Origin of the sequence: Gilliamella sp. B3892 (genome assembly GCF_026536305.1) — a bacterium.
Taxonomy (GTDB): Bacteria; Pseudomonadota; Gammaproteobacteria; order Enterobacterales; family Orbaceae; genus Gilliamella.
In genome coordinates this window covers 20,432-41,645 of record NZ_JAFNOK010000016.1, presented here as the reverse complement: position 1 = coordinate 41,645, position 21,214 = coordinate 20,432, and the positions used below count along the sequence as shown (strand labels likewise).

19 protein-coding genes and 1 pseudogene are annotated in these 21,214 nt (G+C 37.4%); 4 read left to right on the top strand and 16 right to left on the bottom strand.

Annotated elements, in window-relative coordinates; all coding sequences use genetic code 11:
• Window positions 1-309 precede the first annotated feature (309 nt).
• From purT to tsaE, 10 genes and pseudogenes are all read right to left on the bottom strand, one after another.
• Complete coding sequence (gene purT, locus J3U74_RS11760) at window positions 310-1,491, bottom strand: formate-dependent phosphoribosylglycinamide formyltransferase (protein ID WP_267328821.1); 1,182 nt, start codon at window positions 1,489-1,491, stop codon at window positions 310-312.
• Between the two features lie 87 nt (window positions 1,492-1,578).
• On the bottom strand, window positions 1,579-2,877 hold the full coding sequence (locus J3U74_RS11755) for an adenylosuccinate synthase (protein ID WP_267328822.1): 1,299 nt from the start codon (window positions 2,875-2,877) through the stop codon (window positions 1,579-1,581).
• Between the two features lie 19 nt (window positions 2,878-2,896).
• On the bottom strand, window positions 2,897-3,859 hold the full coding sequence (hflC, locus tag J3U74_RS11750) for a protease modulator HflC (protein ID WP_220218504.1): 963 nt from the start codon (window positions 3,857-3,859) through the stop codon (window positions 2,897-2,899).
• Window positions 3,860-3,871: 12 nt separating this feature from the next.
• Entirely contained in the window at window positions 3,872-5,083 is a 1,212-nt protein-coding gene (gene hflK / locus J3U74_RS11745) for an FtsH protease activity modulator HflK (protein WP_220218503.1), read from the bottom strand.
• 28 nt (window positions 5,084-5,111) lie between these two features.
• Complete coding sequence (hflX, locus tag J3U74_RS11740; protein ID WP_220218502.1) at window positions 5,112-6,407, bottom strand: ribosome rescue GTPase HflX; 1,296 nt, start codon at window positions 6,405-6,407, stop codon at window positions 5,112-5,114.
• Window positions 6,408-6,429: 22 nt separating this feature from the next.
• Entirely contained in the window at window positions 6,430-6,675 is a 246-nt protein-coding gene (gene hfq, locus J3U74_RS11735; protein ID WP_220218501.1) for an RNA chaperone Hfq, read from the bottom strand.
• Window positions 6,676-7,002: 327 nt separating this feature from the next.
• On the bottom strand, window positions 7,003-7,914 hold the full coding sequence (miaA, locus tag J3U74_RS11730) for a tRNA (adenosine(37)-N6)-dimethylallyltransferase MiaA (RefSeq protein ID WP_267328823.1): 912 nt from the start codon (window positions 7,912-7,914) through the stop codon (window positions 7,003-7,005).
• The gene (mutL, locus tag J3U74_RS11725) at window positions 7,911-9,764 is read right to left on the bottom strand and encodes a DNA mismatch repair endonuclease MutL (RefSeq protein ID WP_267328824.1); all 1,854 of its coding nucleotides are present in this window, start codon (window positions 9,762-9,764) and stop codon (window positions 7,911-7,913) included. The genes miaA and mutL overlap by 4 nt, the downstream gene beginning before the upstream one ends.
• Window positions 9,765-9,784: 20 nt before the next feature.
• Window positions 9,785-10,471 (bottom strand): annotated as a pseudogene (locus J3U74_RS11720) (N-acetylmuramoyl-L-alanine amidase); the annotation flags it as partial.
• Between the two features lie 56 nt (window positions 10,472-10,527).
• The gene (gene tsaE / locus J3U74_RS11715) at window positions 10,528-11,022 is read right to left on the bottom strand and encodes a tRNA (adenosine(37)-N6)-threonylcarbamoyltransferase complex ATPase subunit type 1 TsaE (protein WP_220218497.1); all 495 of its coding nucleotides are present in this window, start codon (window positions 11,020-11,022) and stop codon (window positions 10,528-10,530) included.
• Between the two features lie 135 nt (window positions 11,023-11,157).
• Here tsaE and tusB point away from each other — a divergent pair, with 135 nt between their 5' ends.
• From tusB to J3U74_RS11700, 3 genes are all read left to right on the top strand, one after another.
• Entirely contained in the window at window positions 11,158-11,439 is a 282-nt protein-coding gene (gene tusB, locus J3U74_RS11710; protein ID WP_220218496.1) for a sulfurtransferase complex subunit TusB, read from the top strand.
• Window positions 11,440-11,604: 165 nt separating this feature from the next.
• Window positions 11,605-12,168 (top strand): Sua5/YciO/YrdC/YwlC family protein, encoded by a 564-nt coding sequence (locus J3U74_RS11705; protein ID WP_267328826.1) that lies wholly within the window; start codon window positions 11,605-11,607, stop codon window positions 12,166-12,168.
• 3 nt (window positions 12,169-12,171) lie between these two features.
• Window positions 12,172-13,278, top strand: coding sequence for an anhydro-N-acetylmuramic acid kinase (locus J3U74_RS11700; RefSeq protein WP_267328827.1), 1,107 nt, complete (start codon window positions 12,172-12,174; stop codon window positions 13,276-13,278).
• 9 nt (window positions 13,279-13,287) lie between these two features.
• Here J3U74_RS11700 and kdgR read toward each other — a convergent pair whose 3' ends face one another.
• The 4 genes from kdgR to J3U74_RS11680 form a co-directional block, all read right to left on the bottom strand.
• On the bottom strand, window positions 13,288-14,082 hold the full coding sequence (gene kdgR, locus J3U74_RS11695) for a DNA-binding transcriptional regulator KdgR (protein ID WP_220218493.1): 795 nt from the start codon (window positions 14,080-14,082) through the stop codon (window positions 13,288-13,290).
• A gap of 116 nt (window positions 14,083-14,198) precedes the next feature.
• The gene (locus J3U74_RS11690) at window positions 14,199-14,519 is read right to left on the bottom strand and encodes a cupin domain-containing protein (RefSeq protein WP_220218492.1); all 321 of its coding nucleotides are present in this window, start codon (window positions 14,517-14,519) and stop codon (window positions 14,199-14,201) included.
• Between the two features lie 91 nt (window positions 14,520-14,610).
• Window positions 14,611-15,405 carry a gluconate 5-dehydrogenase gene (locus tag J3U74_RS11685; RefSeq protein ID WP_366915719.1) on the bottom strand — a complete coding sequence of 265 codons (795 nt, stop codon included), beginning with the start codon at window positions 15,403-15,405 and terminating at the stop codon, window positions 14,611-14,613.
• Between the two features lie 50 nt (window positions 15,406-15,455).
• A complete protein-coding gene (locus tag J3U74_RS11680) occupies window positions 15,456-16,628 on the bottom strand; it encodes an oligogalacturonate lyase family protein (protein WP_267328829.1) in 1,173 nt (390 codons plus the stop codon).
• Window positions 16,629-16,887: 259 nt separating this feature from the next.
• Here J3U74_RS11680 and J3U74_RS11675 point away from each other — a divergent pair, with 259 nt between their 5' ends.
• Entirely contained in the window at window positions 16,888-17,523 is a 636-nt protein-coding gene (locus J3U74_RS11675; protein WP_267328830.1) for an RpiB/LacA/LacB family sugar-phosphate isomerase, read from the top strand.
• 252 nt (window positions 17,524-17,775) lie between these two features.
• Here the strand turns inward: J3U74_RS11675 and J3U74_RS11670 are convergent, their stop codons facing one another.
• Window positions 17,776-20,013, bottom strand: a complete 2,238-nt coding sequence (locus tag J3U74_RS11670) for a right-handed parallel beta-helix repeat-containing protein (RefSeq protein WP_267328831.1) — start codon at window positions 20,011-20,013, stop codon at window positions 17,776-17,778.
• 31 nt (window positions 20,014-20,044) lie between these two features.
• Entirely contained in the window at window positions 20,045-21,211 is a 1,167-nt protein-coding gene (locus J3U74_RS11665; protein ID WP_220218487.1) for a pectate lyase family protein, read from the bottom strand.
• Window positions 21,212-21,214: the final 3 nt, after the last annotated feature.

Here is a 21,214-nt window from a genome sequence, read left to right as displayed (position 1 = left end):
TTCAATTTAAAGTTTGATGCTCAATAACTGTCTCTGACATTATTCAAATGAATCTTCAGTGTCACTTATCAAGACTTAATTTTTTAGTCCGTAGACTTTTAATTTTTCGTCTCGCAAGTGCCCACACAGATTGTCTGTTTCTTATTTTTAAAGAGCTGACAGCTTTAAATTTAACTAAACATTTTGTTGTTTTAGTTTGCTGTCTCAAGGGTTGCGTATGTTACTCACTTCACATGTTTACGTCAACCCCTATTTTGCAAAATTTGCTTTTTTTGAATTAAGTGATTGCTTTTTACACAAAGTAATGCCCTATAGGGTTATTTTTAACTGTTTTACAATAGCATCGGCTTTATTTATTGCTTCTTCCACTGTTACAGCGCTTGCAAGTGCAACCCCCATTCTTCGGCAACCTTCAACTTGTGGCTTGCCAAATAAACGTAAATCAGTATTTGGTTGACTTAATGCGTTATCTAAATTTGTGAACGATACCTGTTTTGATTCACCTTCAACCATTATCACCACAGATGCACTAGCATGATATTGTTCAATAAGTGGGATAGGTAAGCCTAATATAGCTCTGGCATGTAAGGCAAATTCAGATAAATTTTGCGAAATTAAGGTTACCATTCCGGTATCATGAGGACGAGGCGATACTTCACTAAACCAAACTTTATCACCTTTAACAAACAGTTCGACACCAAATAAACCGTGCCCGCCTAATGCTTGTGTTATTTTAGTTGCAATATCTTTTGCTTGCTCTAAAGCGTTACAAGACATTTGTTGAGGCTGCCAAGATTCACGATAATCGCCTTTTTCCTGACGATGCCCAATCGGTTCACAATAAGAGACACCATTGATATGCCTAACGGTTAATAAGGTAATTTCGTAATCAAAGTCGATAAAACCTTCTATGATGACTTTACCGCCACCAGCTCTACCACCTTCTTGTGCATATTTCCAAGCTAATTGAAGATCAGCTTCACTACGTAATAATGTTTGCCCTTTACCGGAAGAGCTCATCACTGGTTTAACTAAGCAGGGGTAACCAATCTCTTTTACCGCATCTTTAAATTCTTTTTCGGTTGAAGCAAACCGATAAGGTGAAGTTGGTAGATTTAGTTGCTCAGCAGCAAGGCGACGAATTCCTTCTCTATTCATGGTTAACGCGACTGCTTTTGCAGTGGGAATAACGGTAAATCCTTCTTGTTCTAATTCAACTAAAGTTTGCGTTGCAATGGCTTCGATTTCTGGAACAATAAAATCGGGTTTTTCCTGTTCAATAATTTTTCTCAATTCATTACCATCTAGCATATTAATAATATGATAACGATGAGCAACTTGCATTGCTGGCGCATTCGCATAGCGATCAACAGCAATAACTTCACAACCAAACCTTTGTAGTTCTATCACGACTTCTTTAGCCAATTCACCTGCGCCACACAGCATAACTTTGGTTGAAGTGGGTGATAACGGCGTCCCTAATTTAGCCATAATGTCCTCATACTCAGTTAACTATTTTTAGTTTTAATATCCTAAAAATAAAAAATCGGGAAAATGCTCCCGATTTTTTATTTACAATTACGCTTGATAAGGATCACGTAGAATCATGGTTTCACTACGATCCGGACCTGTTGAAATAATATCAATAGGGGTATCAGTTAATTCTTCTATCCGTTTGATATAGTTTTTTGCGGCGGACGGTAATGCATCAAAATTTTTCACACCAAAAGTTGATTCGCTCCAACCCTGCATAGTTTCATAAACAGGTTTTACCAGGCTCCAGTCTTCCGCTGCTGCTGGTGCATTTTTAATTACATCACCATTTGGTAATTGATAACCAACACAGATTTTAACTTCTTTAAGGCCGTCTAACACATCAAGTTTAGTTAAGCAAAATCCGGAAACCGAATTGAGTTGCACAGCTTTACGAACTGCAACCGCATCAAGCCAACCGGTACGACGACGGCGGCCTGTTGTTGCCCCAAACTCATTACCTTGTTTGCAAAGATACTCACCCACATCATCAAATAACTCTGTCGGGAAAGGACCAGCGCCAACACGAGTAGAATAAGCTTTAACAATACCTAATACATAGCCAACGTAACGAGGACCAAACCCTGATCCGGTCGCTACACCACCCGCTGTTGTGTTTGAAGAGGTAACAAAAGGATAAGTACCATGATCAATATCAAGTAAAGTGCCTTGCGCACCTTCAAACATGATTCTTTCGCCTTTTTTGCGTGCCTCTTCTAATAGCGTTGGTATATCAGCTATCATCTCAATTAAAATGTCAGCGATAGCGAGTGTATCATCCAGCACTTTTTGATAGTCTACTGCTTCGGCTTTGTAGTAGTTAACTAATTGGAAGTTATGATACTCCATTACCTCTTTTAATTTTTCAGCAAAAGCTTGGCGATCACGTAAATCCCCAACTCGAAGTCCACGACGAGCAACTTTATCTTCATATGCAGGACCAATACCACGACCGGTTGTACCGATTGCTTTACTGCCGCGCGCTTTTTCACGGGCTTGATCGAGTGCAATATGGTAAGGCAAAATTAATGGACATGATTCAGATATCAATAATCTTTCTTTAACAGGTATGCCGCTATTTTCCAGTTCCTTCATCTCTTTCATTAATGCATCCGGGCAAAGCACAACCCCGTTAGCAATAATGCTGATGACATTATTATGTAAAATGCCCGAAGGAATTAGATGTAATACCGTTTTTTCACCGTTAATCACTAAGGTATGGCCTGCATTATGCCCACCTTGATAACGAACTACATATTTTGCTTTTTCTGTGAGTAAATCAACAACTTTACCTTTGCCTTCATCACCCCATTGTGTACCTAGCACAACAACATTATTACTCATAGACTATTTACTCATTCAGTTATTTATCAGATTTTAATTTCATATATTGGAAAAATTCACTATCCGGGCTAATGACCATAACATCATTGCCAACAAAGCTTTGTTCATAAGCTTTTAAGCTACGAATAAAGCTAAAAAATTCTTTATCTTTACTAAATGCATCGGCATAAAGTTTAGCTGCATTGGCATCGCCCTCACCGCGGGTAGCACGTGATTGGCGTTCTGCTTCAGATAATATTTTAGTGGCTTGTAAAGTCGCACTTGCTCGTGTTTCTTCAGCTTTTTTGACACCTTCAAAACGTTTATCACGTGCAATAACTTCACGTTCAGCTCGCATTCTTGCATAGATAGAACCAGAAACCGCATCCGGGAAATTGATCTTTTTAATTCGCACATCAATCACTTCAACACCAAATGCTCGTAAGCTGGTTTTAGAACCTTCCGGATCTTTCTTAGCATCATTTACAAGTTTATCGATCGGTGTATTATCAACTGTTTCATGATGAGTACCATTTAAAGCATCTTTCACACGAATCATTAATGAGTTACGTGATTTAGTATCTGCATTAGAATCGTTGATAATGTCTTCATTACTGAGTTTACCGATCTCGGCTCTTAACCGCCCGTTTAAACGAGCTAATAATAAATCTTCGACATTATTACCGCCGGCAATTGTTTCATAATAACGGTTAAAATCCACAATTTTCCATTGCACAAAATAGTCTACAATCAACTCTTTTTTCTGAACATTAAAAAATCGTTGTTCTCGATTATTATTTGAACTATTGGTTGTTTGAATTTTTGCATCAATAACTTTAACGCTATCCATACCCGGAATTTTAAAATGTAGTCCTGGTGTTGATAACTCAATAATTTTATTGAATCGTAAAACCACACCACGAGTTCCTTCTTCAATCACGTAGACACTTGAGACAAGTACACCAATTAAAATCAAAACAAGAGGAATCAATAATTTACGCATTTATATTTCTCCTTAACGTCCAATAAACCGCGGTTCCCGCATTGTTCTATCAGTTGGCTGATTGTTCGGGCTAACGCTTTGTTGTGATTCACTCTTAGCTTCTGGTACAGTGATTATTGGTTCAGAAGAACTTGGTGTATTAAAATTGTATTCGCTATTTGAATCAATTGAATTAGTCGCTGGTTGACCTTTATTTTTCATTAATTGTTCTAAAGGTAATACCATTAAATTACCACTTTTATCATTAACAATGACTTTATTGGTTTTACTCAATATTTTTTCCATTGTCTCGATATATAAACGCTCTTTGGTTATTTCCGGCGCCGCTTTATATTGTGGTAGTAATTTTTCGAAGCGTGCTACATCACCCGCTGCTTCGAGTTCAACTTTGACTTTATAGGCATCTGCATCAGCTATAATTCTTGCTGAGTGACCTTCTGCTTGCTGGATTAATTGAACTTTATCGGCTTCAGCTTTTTTGATTTCACGCTCACTATCGCCTTGAGCACGAATCGCATCATCATAAGCATCTTGAACTTGATCAGGAGGACCGGCAACCTGGAAATTTAAATCAACGATATTAATCCCCATATCATACTGCGTAATAACATTAACTAGCTCATCTTTAGTGCTGCTTTCAAGAGCCGCACGGCCATCTGAAATAATTGCATCGATATTAGAGCTTCCTACTGCCGTTCTAAGTGCACTATCTGCCGCTTGGTGAAGACTATCTTTAACATTTGTTACATTAAATAAATATTTTATCGGATCGTTGATACGATACTGAACATTCATCTCAACATAAACCAGATTTTCACCGGTGGTCACAATATAGCCTTTAACATTGAAATTTTGTGTACCTTGCGTATCAACAACATACAAATTATCAACTAAAGGTATTCGCCAATTTAATCCGGGTTGAATAATTTCTGGCTGAACTTGACCAAAGCGAGTTATCACACCACGCTGGCTTTGATTAATAGTATAAAACCCACTTCCTGCCAAAATGACGATAAGGGTGACAACAATAATACCAATAATTTTTGAGGCATTTATTGGCAACTTAGTGCCTTGTGACCCACCATTATTGTTTCCTGAGTTACCCTTTTTTAGAAGGTTATTAATGATATCCAATAAACCGCCTGATGATTTGGACGGTTTTTTGTTGTTATTTCCCCATGGGTCGTTATCTTGTCCGTTATTACCGGGCTGATTCCACGCCATATTTTAGATGCTCCATTTAACAATTAGTTTAGTTGTTATTTTGCGTATTGGTTAAGTATAGCAGATCTGGTTCTTGTTTACAGAGGCGATTCCATTCAATTAAAGGCATCCTCACATCAAGATGAAAACTACCATCTTTATTAATGAATTCATGTTCCACTGCATTTAACTGATAAAAACGACTTCTAAGTCTGGCTAAATGAGTTGGTAAGCTTAATTGACAAACTTGAATCTGTCTAGCAAGCCTTTCTTTTAATGCAATAAATAAGAGATCTAATCCTAAACCATTTTGCGCAGAAATCCAAACACGAATTGGCATTCCATTTTCATCACGATCAATACAGGGCTGTTTGTCGTCCATGAGATCGATTTTATTCATCACTAATAACGTTGGGATTTCATGTGCTTGAATTTCTAACAGTACTTCATCAACAGCATGAATATTATCCAGTAAATTAGGATCGGCTGCATCAACAACATGTAGCAAAAGTGCCGCTTCTTGCGTTTCAAGTAAAGTAGCTTTAAAAGCTGCGATAAGATCATGCGGCAAGTGACGAATAAATCCCACGGTATCGGCTAACACAACTTCGCCAACATCATCGACCATAATACGCCTTAATGTTGGATCGAGTGTTGCAAATAATTGGTCTGCGGCATAGACATCAGCATTTGTTAACTGATTAAAGAGTGTTGATTTACCGGCATTGGTATAACCGACTAATGAAACGGTAGGCAGATCGGCTTTGTTTCTTGATTGGCGATTTTGATTACGCTGTTTTTCAACTTTGGCAAGTCGGGATAAAATTAATTGAATTCGATGCCGGATTAAGCGTCTATCCGTTTCTAACTGAGTTTCACCGGGACCACGCAATCCTATCCCACCTTTTTGACGTTCTAAATGTGTCCATCCTCGAACTAAACGAGTGGAAAGGTATTGTAATTGGGCTAACTCTACTTGCAGTTTACCTTCATGCGTTCTGGCTCGCTGAGCAAAAATATCGAGAATCAATCCTGTTCGATCAACTACACGGCATTCGCACAGTTTTTCAAGGTTACGTTCTTGAGTGGGTGTTAGTGTATGATTGACTAAAATAACCGATGCTTCAAGTTGCTTAACTTTTTCAGCGATTTCTAGGGCTTTACCCTCGCCGATAAAATATTTGGCTTGTGGTGATTTTCTTGAAGTTGTCACGATATCGAGAATGTCTATTTGAGCTGAAGAAACTAATACTTCAAACTCTTTTAGATCCTCGATATCGCTTTCTTGGGGGAAGAATACATGGACTAATAAGGCAGATTCACCGCCTTTATATCGCTCAAACAATCAAATTCTCCACTGAAAATAATCAGCTTTCGCTTTCCTCTTCAGACTGGGTTACCAATCCTGAAATAGGTCTTGAAGGAACGACTGTTGAGATAGCATGTTTATAAACCATTTGGCTCACTGTATTTTTTAATAAAATTACAAATTGATCAAATGATTCTATTTGTCCTTGTAATTTAATACCATTAACTAAATAGATTGATACAGGAATGTGTTCGCGACGAAGCAAATTTAAGTAAGGATCTTGTAATGACTGCCCTTTTGACATGAGTTTATCCTTTAAAATGATAATAAAATAAAATATGTATGTGTGATAGTTATACTTTAGTTAAAATATTTTTTTATTAGTAAGTAACAAAAAAACACTTATTTAGTATTATCAAAATAACATAAAAAAGGCTACTCTTAAACCGCTCATCTGCAATTTATGCACAAATAACTAAAATTTTAACAAATTAACACAAAACAAACGAAAAATTATGCTTAAACGTCGTAATATCCTAAAACTTCTTTACAGACTGAAAAAAATTTGTCATTAAATGTAACGTTATGCAAAATAATTTATCAATTAATGAAGCGGGCCAGTTTTTAATGATTAAAAAATCTGATTAAGCATTGTTTCGCTATTATCACTGTTTAACCAAGTAATTGGCTGTTGCCACCCGCGAAGCCAAGTGATCTGTCTTTTAGCTAATTGGCGAGTTGCACAAATACCTTTAAATACCATCTCATCATAGCTAACATCGCCGGTTAAATATTCCCACATCTGCCGATAACCAACACAACGAATAGAGGGAAGATTCAAGTGCAGATCCGATCGCTGCATCAATGTTTTCACTTCGTCTTCAAACCCCTGATCTAGCATCTGTAAAAAGCGCTGTTCAATACGTTGATGTAGTTCTGCTCTATCTTGTGGCATGATAGCCAATTGCTTGATGTCATATGGCAACGCTTCGCCGCTTTGCTCAGTTAGCTCAGTTAAGCTTTTACCGGTAATCAAATAGACTTCTAGAGCACGATTTAGTCGCTGAGGGTCATTTGGGTGGATCCGCTTTGCTGAAACTGGATCCACCTTTTTTAAATCCTCATGAATGGCTTGCCAACCTAATCGATTGGCTTTCTCTTCTATTTGCTGACGAATTTCACTATCTGCCGCCGGAAGCGGTGATAAACCTTCGATTAATGCTTTGAAATAGAGCATGGTGCCACCAACTAATAATGGAATTCGGCCATTTTTTAGTGAAGTTTCAATTTCAACTATCGCATCATGGCGAAAATTGGCAGCCGAATAGCTCTGCGCCGGATCACAAATATCAATCAGCTTATGTGGATACTGTTTTTGTTCATCTTGAGTGGGTTTAGCGGTACCGATATCCATTCCTCGATAAATCAGTGCTGAATCAACACTGATGATATCAATTGGGTATTTATCAGCAAGAGCCATTGCAAAGGCGGTTTTGCCCGAAGCGGTTGGCCCCATTAACGAAATAATTTTTGGTTTGTTCATGATAACATTGATTGAGTAAATGATTGGAGATCAACGGGATGTAAAAATGTCGTTTGTTGTAATAACTGAGCATCAATCTGCTCTAATTGCGCTAATAGTTGTATCACTTTGGCAACGCTCCAACTCGCCGTACGATTATCATCGCATTGGCTTGCTAACCATGCTGCTATTTGTGTTGGATCAATACCCTTCTCGTTGTCTTTATCTGACGATGTCAGATAAGCGATTAAACTAGGTAAGAGCTGTTGCCAATTCATTGTTCGCAACATTTTAGGCACGCTTTGTAAATGGAGTTTAGCTTTATCAACATAAAAATCAAAGCCTAAAAACTGCAATTGTGGTTGATAAGTGGCTAACACTTGCTGTTCTTTATGATTAACTAAAATAGTCAGTGGAATAAGTAATTTTTCCGATTCTTGAGTTAATAATTTGATTGCAGTTACTTTTTGTTGCGCAATTGGTAGATTCATTAACATAAACTTTTGCTGATTATCTTCATACTTTTCCAATAAGGCGATATCAGGTTGAATGACCGTCAACACCCGACCAAATTGGACTAATGAGGCACTATCAAGCTGTTGATGTAACGTTTGTAATGGCGTATTTCGTTTCGGAAATAACGCATCTATCACCGCTTTTTGTGGTTCAGTAATAGTATCTTGTGACGATTCAATCGCTTCAGATGCTGCAACCAATTCCAGTTGCGGCTCAACCTTTACTAACTGCCCATAAGCTGTATTTTCTTTAATATGATTAGCCTGTTTTTTCGGTAGCGGATTGGCGGTTTGATAAGATTGCGGCGATTTAGGGTGATTAAAGATGTTTTCACCGGCAGCAGATCGATTTGGCATAATAGCGGGTTGGTCTGTGGCTATAGAAGGCAAATCAGACTCTAACGCCATAACGATAGCTTGATAAACAAAATCATGCACAAGTCTCGCTTCGTGAAAACGCACTTCATGCTTAGCGGGATGAACATTAACATCGACTTGTTTAGGGTCAATTTGTAAAAATACGACATAACTTTGTTGTTCATTAGTACGACTGACATAAGCTTGTCGTAAAGCATGATTTAAGAGTTTATCTTTAATGACTCGACCATTAACATAAAAATATTGCAGATCACTCACTTCGCTACTGGTTACCCAGCCTTGAATAATTAAATCATCATGTTGCCAATCCAATTTGACCGCTTTTTGCATAAACGCTCGACCACAAACCATTTCAACCCTTTTTGCTAACTCTTGAGTACGATACTGTTTAACGAGCTTACCATTGTGCTGTAAATTAAAAGTCACATCTGGCCGAGCTAGCGCAATTCGTCGGACAAACTCCTCAATATGCATAAATTCGGTTTTCTCAGTTTTAAGAAAACGGCGCCTTGCCGGCGTATTGTAAAATAGGTCAAGCACTTCAACTGTTGACCCCACAGGATGAGCGGCAGGCTTGATTGTTGGCTGCATATCCCGGCCTTCAGCATAAACTTGCCATGCTTCTGATTGTTCAGCCGTACGAGAAGTTAGCGTTAATCTGGCAACAGAGCTAATACTGGCTAGCGCTTCGCCACGAAAGCCAAGACTCATTATCGAATCTAAATCATCAAGCGTGGTAATTTTACTGGTTGCATGACGTGCCAGGGCTAAAGCCAGTTCATCTTTGGCTATCCCACAACCATTATCACGAATACGAATTAGCTTACAGCCACCTTGTTCTAAATCAATATCGATTTGTGTACTGCCGGCATCAAGGCTATTTTCAACTAACTCTTTAATAACCGATGCCGGTCGTTCTACCACTTCACCTGCTGCGATTTGATTAGCTAATTGAGGTGATAGAATATGAATTGCCATTAATGTTGCTCTCCAAATTTCGGATTTTGTTTTACATAGTTTTTAACACCTCTATAAATTGCTTTGGCAATTTTCTCTTGATGTGCATTATTTGCAAGTAAGCTCTCTTCGCCTTGATTAGAAATAAAGCCCACTTCAACTAAGATTGACGGAATATCAGGCGAACGTAATACCCCTAAACTTGCATGTTCGGGCTTATGTTTATGTAATTTAATAACCCGATTCAACTCTTTTATCACTTGCGTTGCCAGCTCATATCCTACACGTTGAGAGTAGGAAAATTGTAAATCAATCACAGCTTGACTCAAATGGGGATTGTGATCTTCGCTCAAGGCATCACCGGCGCCACCTAATAACTGAGACTGTTTTTCATCTTGCTCTAACCAGCGACCAAGCTCCGTATCAGCCCGTTTGGTCGATAATACCCAAACTGAAGCACCGGTCGCTTTTCGGTTTGGTGCCGCATCAGCATGAATCGAAATCAATAAATTGGCCTTATTATTGCGGGCAATTTCTGAACGCTCTGCAACAGAAATAAAATTATCATCAGTTCGAGTGAGCACCCCACTAAATTGAGGATCTTTATTTAATAAATTAGTCAGTTTTTTAGCAATAGACAGGGTGACTGTCTTTTCATACAATTTGTTTTTACCTACTGCACCCGAATCTTTACCACCATGTCCTGCATCAACAGCAATAATTACTTTGGCGGCATAAGCTGAACTGCAAAGAAGTAAAAGCATTAAAAAAGTGAGTAGTTTTTTCATTGTTTTTTCACTAGTTCATCGTTTAATTGATTGATAATAGCTTGGCCGGTATCTGTTTTTGCTTCTAAACAAACACTACGTTCAAGCGCCAAATAATCCAAATGAATTTCGATATCGGCGTTAGGTAAAATACCTTGAGCTTGATTGGGCCACTCAATTAAGCAAATAGATTTTGCAGCAAAATATTCACGAATCCCCATAAACTCCAACTCTTCAGGATCACTAAGCCGATATAGATCGAAATGATAAACACTAAACCCGTCAAACTCATAAGGTTCAACTAAAGTATAGGTTGGACTTTTAACATTACCGATATGACCTAATTGTTGTAAAAAACCACGACTAAATGTCGTTTTTCCTGCGCCAAGGTCTCCAATAAGATAGATAACTATTGCACTATCATGATTCAATAAATAGTGTAGCGATTGTTTTGCCAGTTGCTGACCAAACAAAATGGTTTCGTGCTCGTTAGCTAAAATGATCGATTTCATGACGAATTCTTTGCTCAATAAATAGTCCTTATTATATACTAATAACTATTAAAGATGTACCATGCAAGATTAACGTGATATCTTGTCAAGAAGTTTCAGAAAATATATACGTTTAAGTATAAAAAGTGAAAAATAATGTTACATACAATTTCAACAGCTAACCAATCGATTATTGATACCCAACTAATATCTGATCAAGATGCGGTGCTATTTTGGCAAAATGGCGTGATGTTAGCCAGACAACATATCCCATTACTCGATGAAATAGTCAAAAAAACGCCGTATTGCTTTGCACTTGATAGTGACATCGCCGCACGTGGATTAATCGCATTGATCGACGCAAGAATTAGTATCATTAATATGCAACAAGCTGTAGAGTTAACCGCAAAATATCACCCACAATTAAACTGGGAATAATCGATTTATGGCCTTTAGCCAATGCTTATGGTTAAAGGTTATACCTTTAATCTCATTTGATTAACCTAACCAGCCCAGGCTTCAAGCAAATATTGGCACATTTGCAAATCTGATTTGCTAGGTTTAATATGATTTTCAATTCTTTTCGTTAATTTTCAAATTTTAATGGCCAATTTATTATCTTTATCTCAATCAACAATCCGATTGAAAAATGGGGAAGTGATTGCTTACCCGACAGAAGCGGTGTTCGGGCTAGGTTGCGATCCTGATTGCCAGTCAGCTGTACTCAAACTGCTACAATTAAAACAACGATCAATTGATAAAGGGCTGATATTAATTGCCAGCAATTTTCAACAACTGACTCCTTATATCAATCTTAATGCTATCACCGCTGAGCAAAAACAATTAGCCTTGAATAGCTGGCCTGGTCCAATCACTTGGATTTTTCCTAAAAATCTTAGCACGCCTTACTTCTTAACCGGTCAATTTGATTCAATTGCCGTACGTGTAACTGCGCATCCTTTAGTGCGCGAGCTTTGTGAGCAATTTGGTAAACCACTGGTATCAACCAGTGCTAATTTATCAGGCTATCAGGCTTGTAAAACTGCGGCGGAAGTTGCTAAACAATTTGGTGAGGATTTTCCAATTTTACAAGGTGAGACAGGTAATCGATCGCAACCTTCGGAAATTAGAGATATCTTAACCGGTCACATTATTCGACAAGGATAACCCATGCAAAACTTATATATCGGTGTCATGTCTGGAACAAGTATGGATGGGGTTGATATGGCGTTAGTGGATATTACCGCCAATAAGATTGTGACATTAGCCAGTGACTGTGAGCCAATGCCGGAATCAATTAAACAACGGTTACTTAACCTCTGTGAAACAAAGCACACAACACTGCAAAATTTAGGCGAGCTTGATCACCAACTGGGTTTGTTATATGCCGATAGCATCAATAAGTTTTTACTTAAAAATGATATTGATAGAAAGCAAATTAAAGCGATCGGCTGTCACGGTCAAACTGTCTATCATGCACCAAACACACAATATCCTTTTACGATGCAAATTGGCGATGCCAATATTATCGCTGCCAAAACAGGAATCACAACAATTGCCGATTTTCGGCGTAAAGATATGGCTTACGGCGGGCAAGGTGCGCCACTCGTGCCCGCTTTTCATAAAGCGGTGCTGCAAAACCAACAGATTAATCGAGTGGTTTTAAATATTGGTGGTATCAGTAATATTTCAGTATTAATCCCCAATCAAGCCGTTATTGGGTATGACACTGGACCGGGTAATGTATTACTCGATAGTTGGATATATCAAAATCTGAGTAAAAGGTATGACAAAGACGGGCAATGGGCGAAAACAGGCAAGGTTAATCAAGCGTTATTGTCCCAATTATTTGATGAAGACTATTTTAAAATGCCTGCCCCTAAAAGTACCGGACGTGAGTTATTTAATCTACCTTGGTTACATAAAAAACTGACTCAATTTGCGTTATTACCTCAAGATATACAAGCCACATTAGTTGAATTTACGGCGTTATCTATCGCGCAAGAGATTAGAAAATTACCGATTAATAAACAGTTACCTTGCCAACTATTGGTTTGTGGCGGGGGAGCAAGAAATCCGCTTATTATGCAAAGATTATCGATGTTATTACCCCAATGGCAGGTAATGAAAACCGATCAAGTGGGTATAAACAGTGATGACATGGAGGCGATTGCTTTTGCTTGGCTGGCTTATTGTCGCATTAATCATATTCCTTCGAATATTCCGGAAGTGACTGGCGCAAGCCAAGCGGTATGTTTAGGCGTGATATATCAATAATAACAGCAATTAATCAATATTTTTTGATTGTTTGTTATAACCAATCAACTCTGAAATTTTGGCCGCAGATTGACTGATTTCATTAATTAATTTCGCTTCTTCATCAGCAGTGTTGCATCGAAAAATTGAGGTTGATAGGCTTAATGCCGCAATAATATTGCCTAAACGATTATAAATCGGCACCGCAAAGCATCGTAAGCCTAGCTCAGATTCTTCATTATCTTTACCATATCCACAACGTTTTACTTCATCGAGTTCAGCTAAAAAAGCCTCTTTGCTGGTAATGGTTTTGGGTGTATACCTGACAAAATCAATACCATTAACTAAGCTTTTTTTGCTTTCGTCATCGAGCCAAGCTAATAAGACTTTACCGAGTCCACTTGCGTGAATTGTGGCTTGATTACCAATTTTCGAAGTTAAACAGAGGCTATATTGTTCAGAAGCAACTTTATTAACATAGATAATTTGATCACCTTCTCGAACCGCTAAATGGATAGTTTCTTTAGTTTTATCCCGTAACTTTCTCATTTCTAAATCAGCAATGGTCAAAAAGTTTTGGTGATAAAGCACTCGGTTACCTAAATCAAGTAGTTTTAAATTCAACGAATACTTGTCAGAATCCTCTTCTTGATTAACGTAACCTAATGATTTCATAGTTTGTAAAAAACGATAAGCTGTGCTTTTAGGCATCATTACTTTTTGCGATAATTCTGATATTGCAATGTCTTTTGACTCAGATAAAGCCTCTAAAATTCCAAAAACTTTTAATACTGAAGCAACGGATTCTGGTGAACTATCGTTCATGATAAGCACATCTCCTTACTAAAATTAGCTATTAATGAGTTATAAAATGATATATTTGTTCAAATTTAGTCTGTCGAAATTATATCATATTTAATTATGACTCGTTACTAGCTATTTTATAAAAAATCCAATCTTTGTGGCGTAAACATATCAAGCAGTACGCCAGCTTGTTTACAAACGCAACCATGTTCAATATTAGGCTTTTTGTATAAAGTATCGCCAGCACGAACAATTTTAGTTTCATCGCCAATGGTAAATTCAAATTCACCGGATAACACATAAGTTAATTGTTCATGAGGATGATGATGCATCGCCCCTATAGCGCCGGTTTGAAAATGGACTTCAACGGCCATCATATTACCGTCATGCGCCAATATCTTACGTTTAACACCATTGCCTAAATCGATTAATTGACAATCTGAATTAAAACAAAACATGAGTTCACTCCTAAATATTTAAAACAGATAAGAGATAAAAAGCTTTGTTTTTTATCTCTTATCTCTGTCAATTTTTTGCAATATTATACAATTAAGGTTGTTTACCGATATAGGCTAAAATTCCGCCGTCAACATAAAGAATATGGCCATTGACAAAATTTGATGCGTCCGACGCTAAAAAGACCGCTGCCCCGGCTAAATCATCAGGAGTGCCCCAGCGACCAGCTGGTGTTTTAGCGATAATGAACTGATCAAATGGATGACGAGATCCGTCCGCTTGTTTTTCACGTAATGGCGCCGTTTGTGGTGTAGCAATATAGCCCGGTCCAATACCGTTACATTGAATATTGGCACTACCAAATTCAGAACAGATATTTTTAGTGAGCATTTTCAAACCACCTTTAGCCGATGCATAACCGACAACTGTTTCACGGCCAAGCTCACTCATCATTGAACAGATATTGATGATTTTGCCACTTCCTTTTTTAATCATTGACGGAAGAACGGCTTTAGCCATAATAAATTGACCGGTTAAATCGATATCAATAATTTTTCTGTATTCGGCTGCGCTGGTTTCTAACATTGATTTTCGTTGAATGATCCCAGCATTATTGACTAAAATATCAATTACGCCATGCTCTTGTTCAATTTGAGCGATCGCTTTTTCAACAGCTGTTTCATCTGTTATATCAAATAAATAACCGTGGGCATCAATACCTTGAGCTTTATACGATTCAATTCCTTTCTGTAAGTTTTCAGGTACAACATCATTAAATACAATTTTCGCTCCAGCTGACGCAAGCGATTTTGCAATTTCAAAACCAATACCGTAAGAGGCACCGGTAACAAGCGCAACTTTATTGTTAAGTGAAAATTTATTTAAAATCGACATAGTTATATTCTCCGTTATATTTATGACAGACAAATCACGGTCTATCACATTTCATTTAAAATGTTAGTTGGCACTTTGGTTAAATAAAGTGCTGGTTCATCTTGCGCATCACACGAGTATAAAACATATTGATTATCAGGCGAAAACGAAGGGTGCGGATGCGTTACTTGACGATCACCGTCTAATACTCGCCAAGAGCTATTGTGTTTAACGAGTTTATGGGCTGTTTGGGTTTTAGGCGCTAAAATATAGAGCCAAGGATCATTTTCTATTTTGTAGCCACTTGTATCAATGACATCAACAGGGCTTCCGGTGCCATCACCAATATAAAGTGTTCCGTCAAAGTTACTCATTAAATGTGAGCAGGCGGGCATTTCCATAATTTGTTTATCTTCATTGGTAACTGGGTTATAAAGTCGAATATAACGTTCTTGCTGCCCTTTCATATATGAAACGTAAGCAAGCCCGGAACCATCCGGTACCCAAAACTCGTGGGTACAGCTCTCTCCCGGTAAATTGTCATGAGCTTTACGCTCATTGTTACCGTCACGATCCACTAACCATATTCTGGCATCAACTAAATCATGCGGTCCTTCATGACAAAAAGCGACGGTATTGTCATCGAAAGGTCTGAAAATTGGGTGACCTAACCAAACATTCTGATCAATTACCGTTGTTGCAACGCCTGTTGCAATATCAATTTTGATCAACCGACAATGTGGGTTTTTATCATAAAACGCTTTGAAAATCGTCCAATCAGTCAAAGGTGTCCAATCTTTTTTATCGATTTCAATGCCAACAATTTCGGTACAATCACTATTAGCGACCCAAGTACCATAACCAACCCACTGCTCTGGCACGGTATAAACATTTTTTTCTTCAAGGGTTTCAAGGTTTACTTGTTGTAAGTTACGCTCATTTTTAACGTAGTATAAAAATTTATCATCAGGCGATAAAAAGCCGCCAAAAGTATTATCGCCAGCGCCTTCAGTAAGCTGCTTAGCGGTCTGATTTTCAAGATCGAGCAAATAGTAGTTACGATTGGAGTCAAATTCACCGGCAAAGAGGATTTTTCGACCATCATTGGTAAAACATTTTTGGTAAAAATAATTACGATGACATGTCACACCTTCCGGTGTGAGTCGGATAATTTCATTTTTTGAATCATCATCTACAAAGGATGAAAATGATAATTGTACAATATTCCCCTTAGCCATATAAACTCCCTGAATCTAAAAAAATTAAATGTATAAAAGACTTAAATTATTATTTTGGGCTATAGTAATATAAAAAAGGGGATGGTTTTGTGACTTTCATCACATTGCAATAAATTTATTAAAACATCGTTTTATTTTAGTTAAAAAAATTGCTATATTTTTTTGCACGTTTATAATCGATATAAAGCACATTAATAACAAACGCAGGATCTGTTTTTTATGTAATTTGTTATTATTTTAACAAAATTAGAGGTAAATCATGAAAATAGCACTAATGAATGAGTTTAGCCAAGCGGCTAAAAATCCAATTATTCTAAATGAATTAAAAAATGCGACGGAAAAGCACGGCCATACCGTTTTTAATGTCGGCATGGATGGCGACAATGACAATAAATTAACTTATGTTCATTTGGGTATTATTGGCGCTATTTTATTAAACAGTAAAGCGGTTGATTTCGTTATTACCGGTTGTGGTACCGGGCAAGGAGCACTAATGGCATTAAATGCTTTTCCTGGCGTTAATTGTGGCTATTGTATTGAGCCTACTGACGCTTATTTATTTGCTCAAGTTAATAATGGCAATGCATTATCTCTCGCTTTTGCCAAAGGATTTGGTTGGGGTGCTGAACTGAACGCGCGCTATATTTTTGAAAAAGCATTTGAAGGCGAAAAAGGCTTAGGTTACCCACCGGAACGCCGTGAATCGCAAAATGCGAATGCTATTATTTTAAATGAAATGAAAAACGCCGCAGGTAAAAGCTTAATTGAATCATTAAAATCAATTGATCAATCACTGTTAAAAGATGCAATCAAAGGCGAACGTTTCCAAAAATGCCTATTTGACAATAGCCAAGATCCTCAAATTACTGCCTATATTAAAAGCCTACTAGCTTAATTATCATGGCTTATTTGCCATTTCAAACGTAACGGTCGTTGCATGAAATGGCAAATCTATATCGTCTTAATCCAATTATCATCTAATCACTTATCTCACTTACGTATCCCAAAGATAAACCGTCAGCACAATTAAAATTAGCTGCAACAATATAAACGCAATAAGGGTTGATGTTGGTAAAAATAAAATCAGTATACCGTGATATTGTGCGCTAAACCCAATTGTTGGTTTAGCGCTAACATTGATTATTAACTAGTTAACCAAGTGCTGGTCAATTAATGTTTTTAATTCGGGAGGTAAAACAATATTTCCGTTTTGATCACGTGTTATTGTGAATTTAATATCATCTTTCCACAATGCATCACGCGTAACAGATTGAAAATCTTTAACAACAACTTGTGGTCCTAATGAATCTTTAATCACCGATTGCCAGCTATCACGAATAGAGTAGTTATGCTCAAATGTTACCACCGGGTTTAAAAAGGTATAAGGATTAGCCCGTAAGATATAATTATATCTGGCACTATTGATAGCGATATTGTTACTTATTGTATAAGAACCGGTATTAAAATTATCAGTAAATCCATCCATATTATTATTTAACGCAATGGAATTGATAATTCTGTGGTTTACTGGCTGCCCTTCGGCGCCTAATTTAAAGCCATTACCAATACTACCTTTAGCTATATTGGGTTTAGAGAATGGAAAACCGTTAGAATAAGTTATCGAGCTATCAATTAAAACCGGTTCGTTAGGGCCATCTTCAATCTTATTATACAGATCGAATCCATCGTCGGTATTGTTATGCGCAATACACCCTCTAAACACATTACCTTTACCAACCCCTAACTTAGCGGCAAAACCGTCGGCATTTTTACCGGATTTATCCATATTATTATAGGAATCAGAATTAAGTACTAAGTTATAAGACGGCCAAAACAGTCGATTTTTGCTTTTAGCAGAAATGGCTAATCCGGTATCGCTATTATTACGGGTGATAACTTGATCGATAATATTATGGCTACCGGCAATTCTTAAATAGGCGGGTTGATTATCTTTATCATCAATATTACCGTCAAAAATTACCTGTTTTATTGACCAGTAATAACCATCTAAATTAAATGTTTCGTTGATAAATATCGCTTTATGTTTATTTATCGCTTCAATGGTTTTTAATTTGCCCGGTAAACCACTCAATGTTGGGGTAATAGTTACGCCATTATAATAACCATCCATTAAATAAATCACACCATTTGGCTCAACACTATTGATAGCTGTTTGTAAATCAACCGGCGAGCGTTTTGTCCCTTGATTGTGACTTTTACCTGTAGGGGAAACAACAATATGCGATAAGTTTTCAATTGTTGATTTATCCAGATTTACCGTAAAGGTTTGGCTATTAGTTTTATTCTGATCTTTAAATTCGACCGTGAAGGTATTAGCCCCTTGTGATAATTCGGTTGTAATTTGTAATAATTCACCCACTTTAGCAGTAAATGTTTTATTGATCTCTTTTACAAAAACTGTCCCTGACGTGTTAGGGAAAAATTGTAATGTGTAGTTTTTATGATAAACCTTGAGTGGTGAAGCGAGGGTTAATGTTGGCTTAATATCCACAATAACCGGTGGTTTTTCCGGTAATTGGCTGTAGTTGACCAGCTCATCACCAAGGGTCAATGCCGAATTTTTGAACTCAACTTTAGCATTTCTCGAAGCAAAAAAACCGACATAAATATTGGTGTTATCTTGTTGATTCATAAAGCCTTGATAGTCATTCATTTGCCATTTATTCACCACTCCTGAAGCGTTGTCTTTCATCGCTAAAATAAATTTGTCAGCTGTTCGTGTTAGGGTTAAATGCATATTTTTAACCTCAACATAATTGACGTTTTGAACATAATCATCTTTATTAATTGATATACCTTCATTACCCCAAGCTTTTTTTACGCCATCACGCACCAATGCGGTGACTTTGACTAAATTATCATTCTTTTTATTTTGGGTAATTAAGGCATTCATAATAACATTTGAAGCATTGGGAAACTCCTCATAACCTGCCGGCTGAGGATCACTTCTGGCAACGCCAATAGTATCACGCACAAATAAACCCACAGCTTCTTGTGCTGCCGGAGTTTTACCGTCGACTTCCGGGCCAATCTGTTCTAAGGTAACATCACTTTCTAAAGTAAAGGTTTGATTAACCGGTAATTGAGTGTAAAAAACCACCATTCCATCATGCGAGTTAGCTATTTTTCCGCCTCGACTTTCAAGATAAAAATCAGCCGGCAATTGATAGGGCTGATTAGGGATTAAAAATGAGCTTTGACCTGCAATCCACGCATTATTGGTTCCGACTTTTTCGGGCTTAATAAGTGAAGCAAAGTTTAAATCTGTTGATTGACCAAAGGCTATTGTTTTCCATTGTTGTGCATCTGCAGTGCCAAAATAGAGCGCTGATAGACAAAGTGCCGAAGTAAATATTTTTTTCATTATGTATCCTAACAGTTTTTTGTACTGATTATTAAAGCTTTCCATTACCTACTAAGCGTGAGTATTGCTTAGCAAAAAACTTAGCATCATCTAGCGTGTATTGATAAGGAACAGACCAAGTTACCTTATTATCAAAGCCGCACGACGACCAATTAACCGTTGATTGATTGAATAAAGAGTGGTTATCTTGAAGATTATTGCCTTTAAACTGTTTGACTATTTTGCAACTGTCTTTCAGACCAGTAATCATAAATTGATTCTTTTCTGAAAGAACGCTGCCTTTATAACCTAAACCGATTGAATAAAGATAAGGATAGGCAGTTTTAGATGTATCAACAGTGCCTTTAAAGAGATTGTTATACATATGGACCTTGCCAAATCTAATCCTTGGAGCACGTTGACCAATATCAGAAAAAACATTATGATGAAGCGTGATATTTAATTTGTTTTCATCTTGCTCGGCGTTTTTATCACTGTGACCAATTAACATGGTTTTATCATGGTTTTCAAACAAGCAATAAGAAACTGTAATAAAATCACTACCACGCTTAATGTCTAATAAACCATCGTGTTGTACATATTTGTAGCCTGCTTTTTCTTGATATTTATCGTCGGTAAATTGGCCGTCGGTAAAAGTGACATGATCGATCCAGATATAGCTTGAAGTGATAATATTAATGCCATCCCATTCGGCGTTCCAGCCGTCACCCTCTTCAAATTTCGGCTCAACATCAACGGGGGCTTCAATCTTCAAATTACGGATGATGACATTACTAACGTTTGATAGCACTATCGAACCATGAATAAATCCAGCATTATTGCCAATACCGATTAATGTTGTATTGCTTGGTAGTTTGATTAAGGATCGTGATTTTTGATCGTCAAAATTTTGGTACGGCTTATTTTCACTAAGATCAATGATCCCGGAAACTTGAATAATACGAGGCTGATTTTTATTGATCGCAATCGCATCTAAAAGATCTTGTTTGTTACTCACCATAAAGATCATTTTTTCATTTGCTTTAGCACCACCGATCGTTCCGGTATTTGTCGCTAAATCATAACCACCAAAACCGTCTCTAGGTGCAACATCACGAGCTTCGCTAATTTTGATAGGTGAAGGAGATAATGCATGGCATGCTGCAATAGATGAATTAATTGCCAAAGGAATGAATAGCGCAATGATTAATTTTTTCATTTA

What these genes read in the sequence shown, in the direction of transcription:
- purT (WP_267328821.1), bottom strand. Translation starts at nt 1,491, where the DNA reads ATGGCTAAATTAGGGACGCCGTTATCACCCACTTCAACCAAAGTTATG.
- J3U74_RS11755 (WP_267328822.1), bottom strand. Translation starts at nt 2,877, where the DNA reads ATGAGTAATAATGTTGTTGTGCTAGGTACACAATGGGGTGATGAAGGC.
- hflC (WP_220218504.1), bottom strand. Translation starts at nt 3,859, where the DNA reads ATGCGTAAATTATTGATTCCTCTTGTTTTGATTTTAATTGGTGTACTT.
- hflK (WP_220218503.1), bottom strand. Translation starts at nt 5,083, where the DNA reads ATGGCGTGGAATCAGCCCGGTAATAACGGACAAGATAACGACCCATGG.
- hfq (WP_220218501.1), bottom strand. Translation starts at nt 6,675, where the DNA reads ATGTCAAAAGGGCAGTCATTACAAGATCCTTACTTAAATTTGCTTCGT.
- miaA (WP_267328823.1), bottom strand. Translation starts at nt 7,914, where the DNA reads ATGAACAAACCAAAAATTATTTCGTTAATGGGGCCAACCGCTTCGGGC.
- mutL (WP_267328824.1), bottom strand. Translation starts at nt 9,764, where the DNA reads ATGGCAATTCATATTCTATCACCTCAATTAGCTAATCAAATCGCAGCA.
- tsaE (WP_220218497.1), bottom strand. Translation starts at nt 11,022, where the DNA reads ATGAAATCGATCATTTTAGCTAACGAGCACGAAACCATTTTGTTTGGT.
- tusB (WP_220218496.1), top strand. Translation starts at nt 11,158, where the DNA reads ATGTTACATACAATTTCAACAGCTAACCAATCGATTATTGATACCCAA.
- J3U74_RS11705 (WP_267328826.1), top strand. Translation starts at nt 11,605, where the DNA reads ATGGCCAATTTATTATCTTTATCTCAATCAACAATCCGATTGAAAAAT.
- J3U74_RS11700 (WP_267328827.1), top strand. Translation starts at nt 12,172, where the DNA reads ATGCAAAACTTATATATCGGTGTCATGTCTGGAACAAGTATGGATGGG.
- kdgR (WP_220218493.1), bottom strand. Translation starts at nt 14,082, where the DNA reads ATGAACGATAGTTCACCAGAATCCGTTGCTTCAGTATTAAAAGTTTTT.
- J3U74_RS11690 (WP_220218492.1), bottom strand. Translation starts at nt 14,519, where the DNA reads ATGTTTTGTTTTAATTCAGATTGTCAATTAATCGATTTAGGCAATGGT.
- J3U74_RS11680 (WP_267328829.1), bottom strand. Translation starts at nt 16,628, where the DNA reads ATGGCTAAGGGGAATATTGTACAATTATCATTTTCATCCTTTGTAGAT.
- J3U74_RS11675 (WP_267328830.1), top strand. Translation starts at nt 16,888, where the DNA reads ATGAAAATAGCACTAATGAATGAGTTTAGCCAAGCGGCTAAAAATCCA.
- J3U74_RS11670 (WP_267328831.1), bottom strand. Translation starts at nt 20,013, where the DNA reads ATGAAAAAAATATTTACTTCGGCACTTTGTCTATCAGCGCTCTATTTT.
- J3U74_RS11665 (WP_220218487.1), bottom strand. Translation starts at nt 21,211, where the DNA reads ATGAAAAAATTAATCATTGCGCTATTCATTCCTTTGGCAATTAATTCA.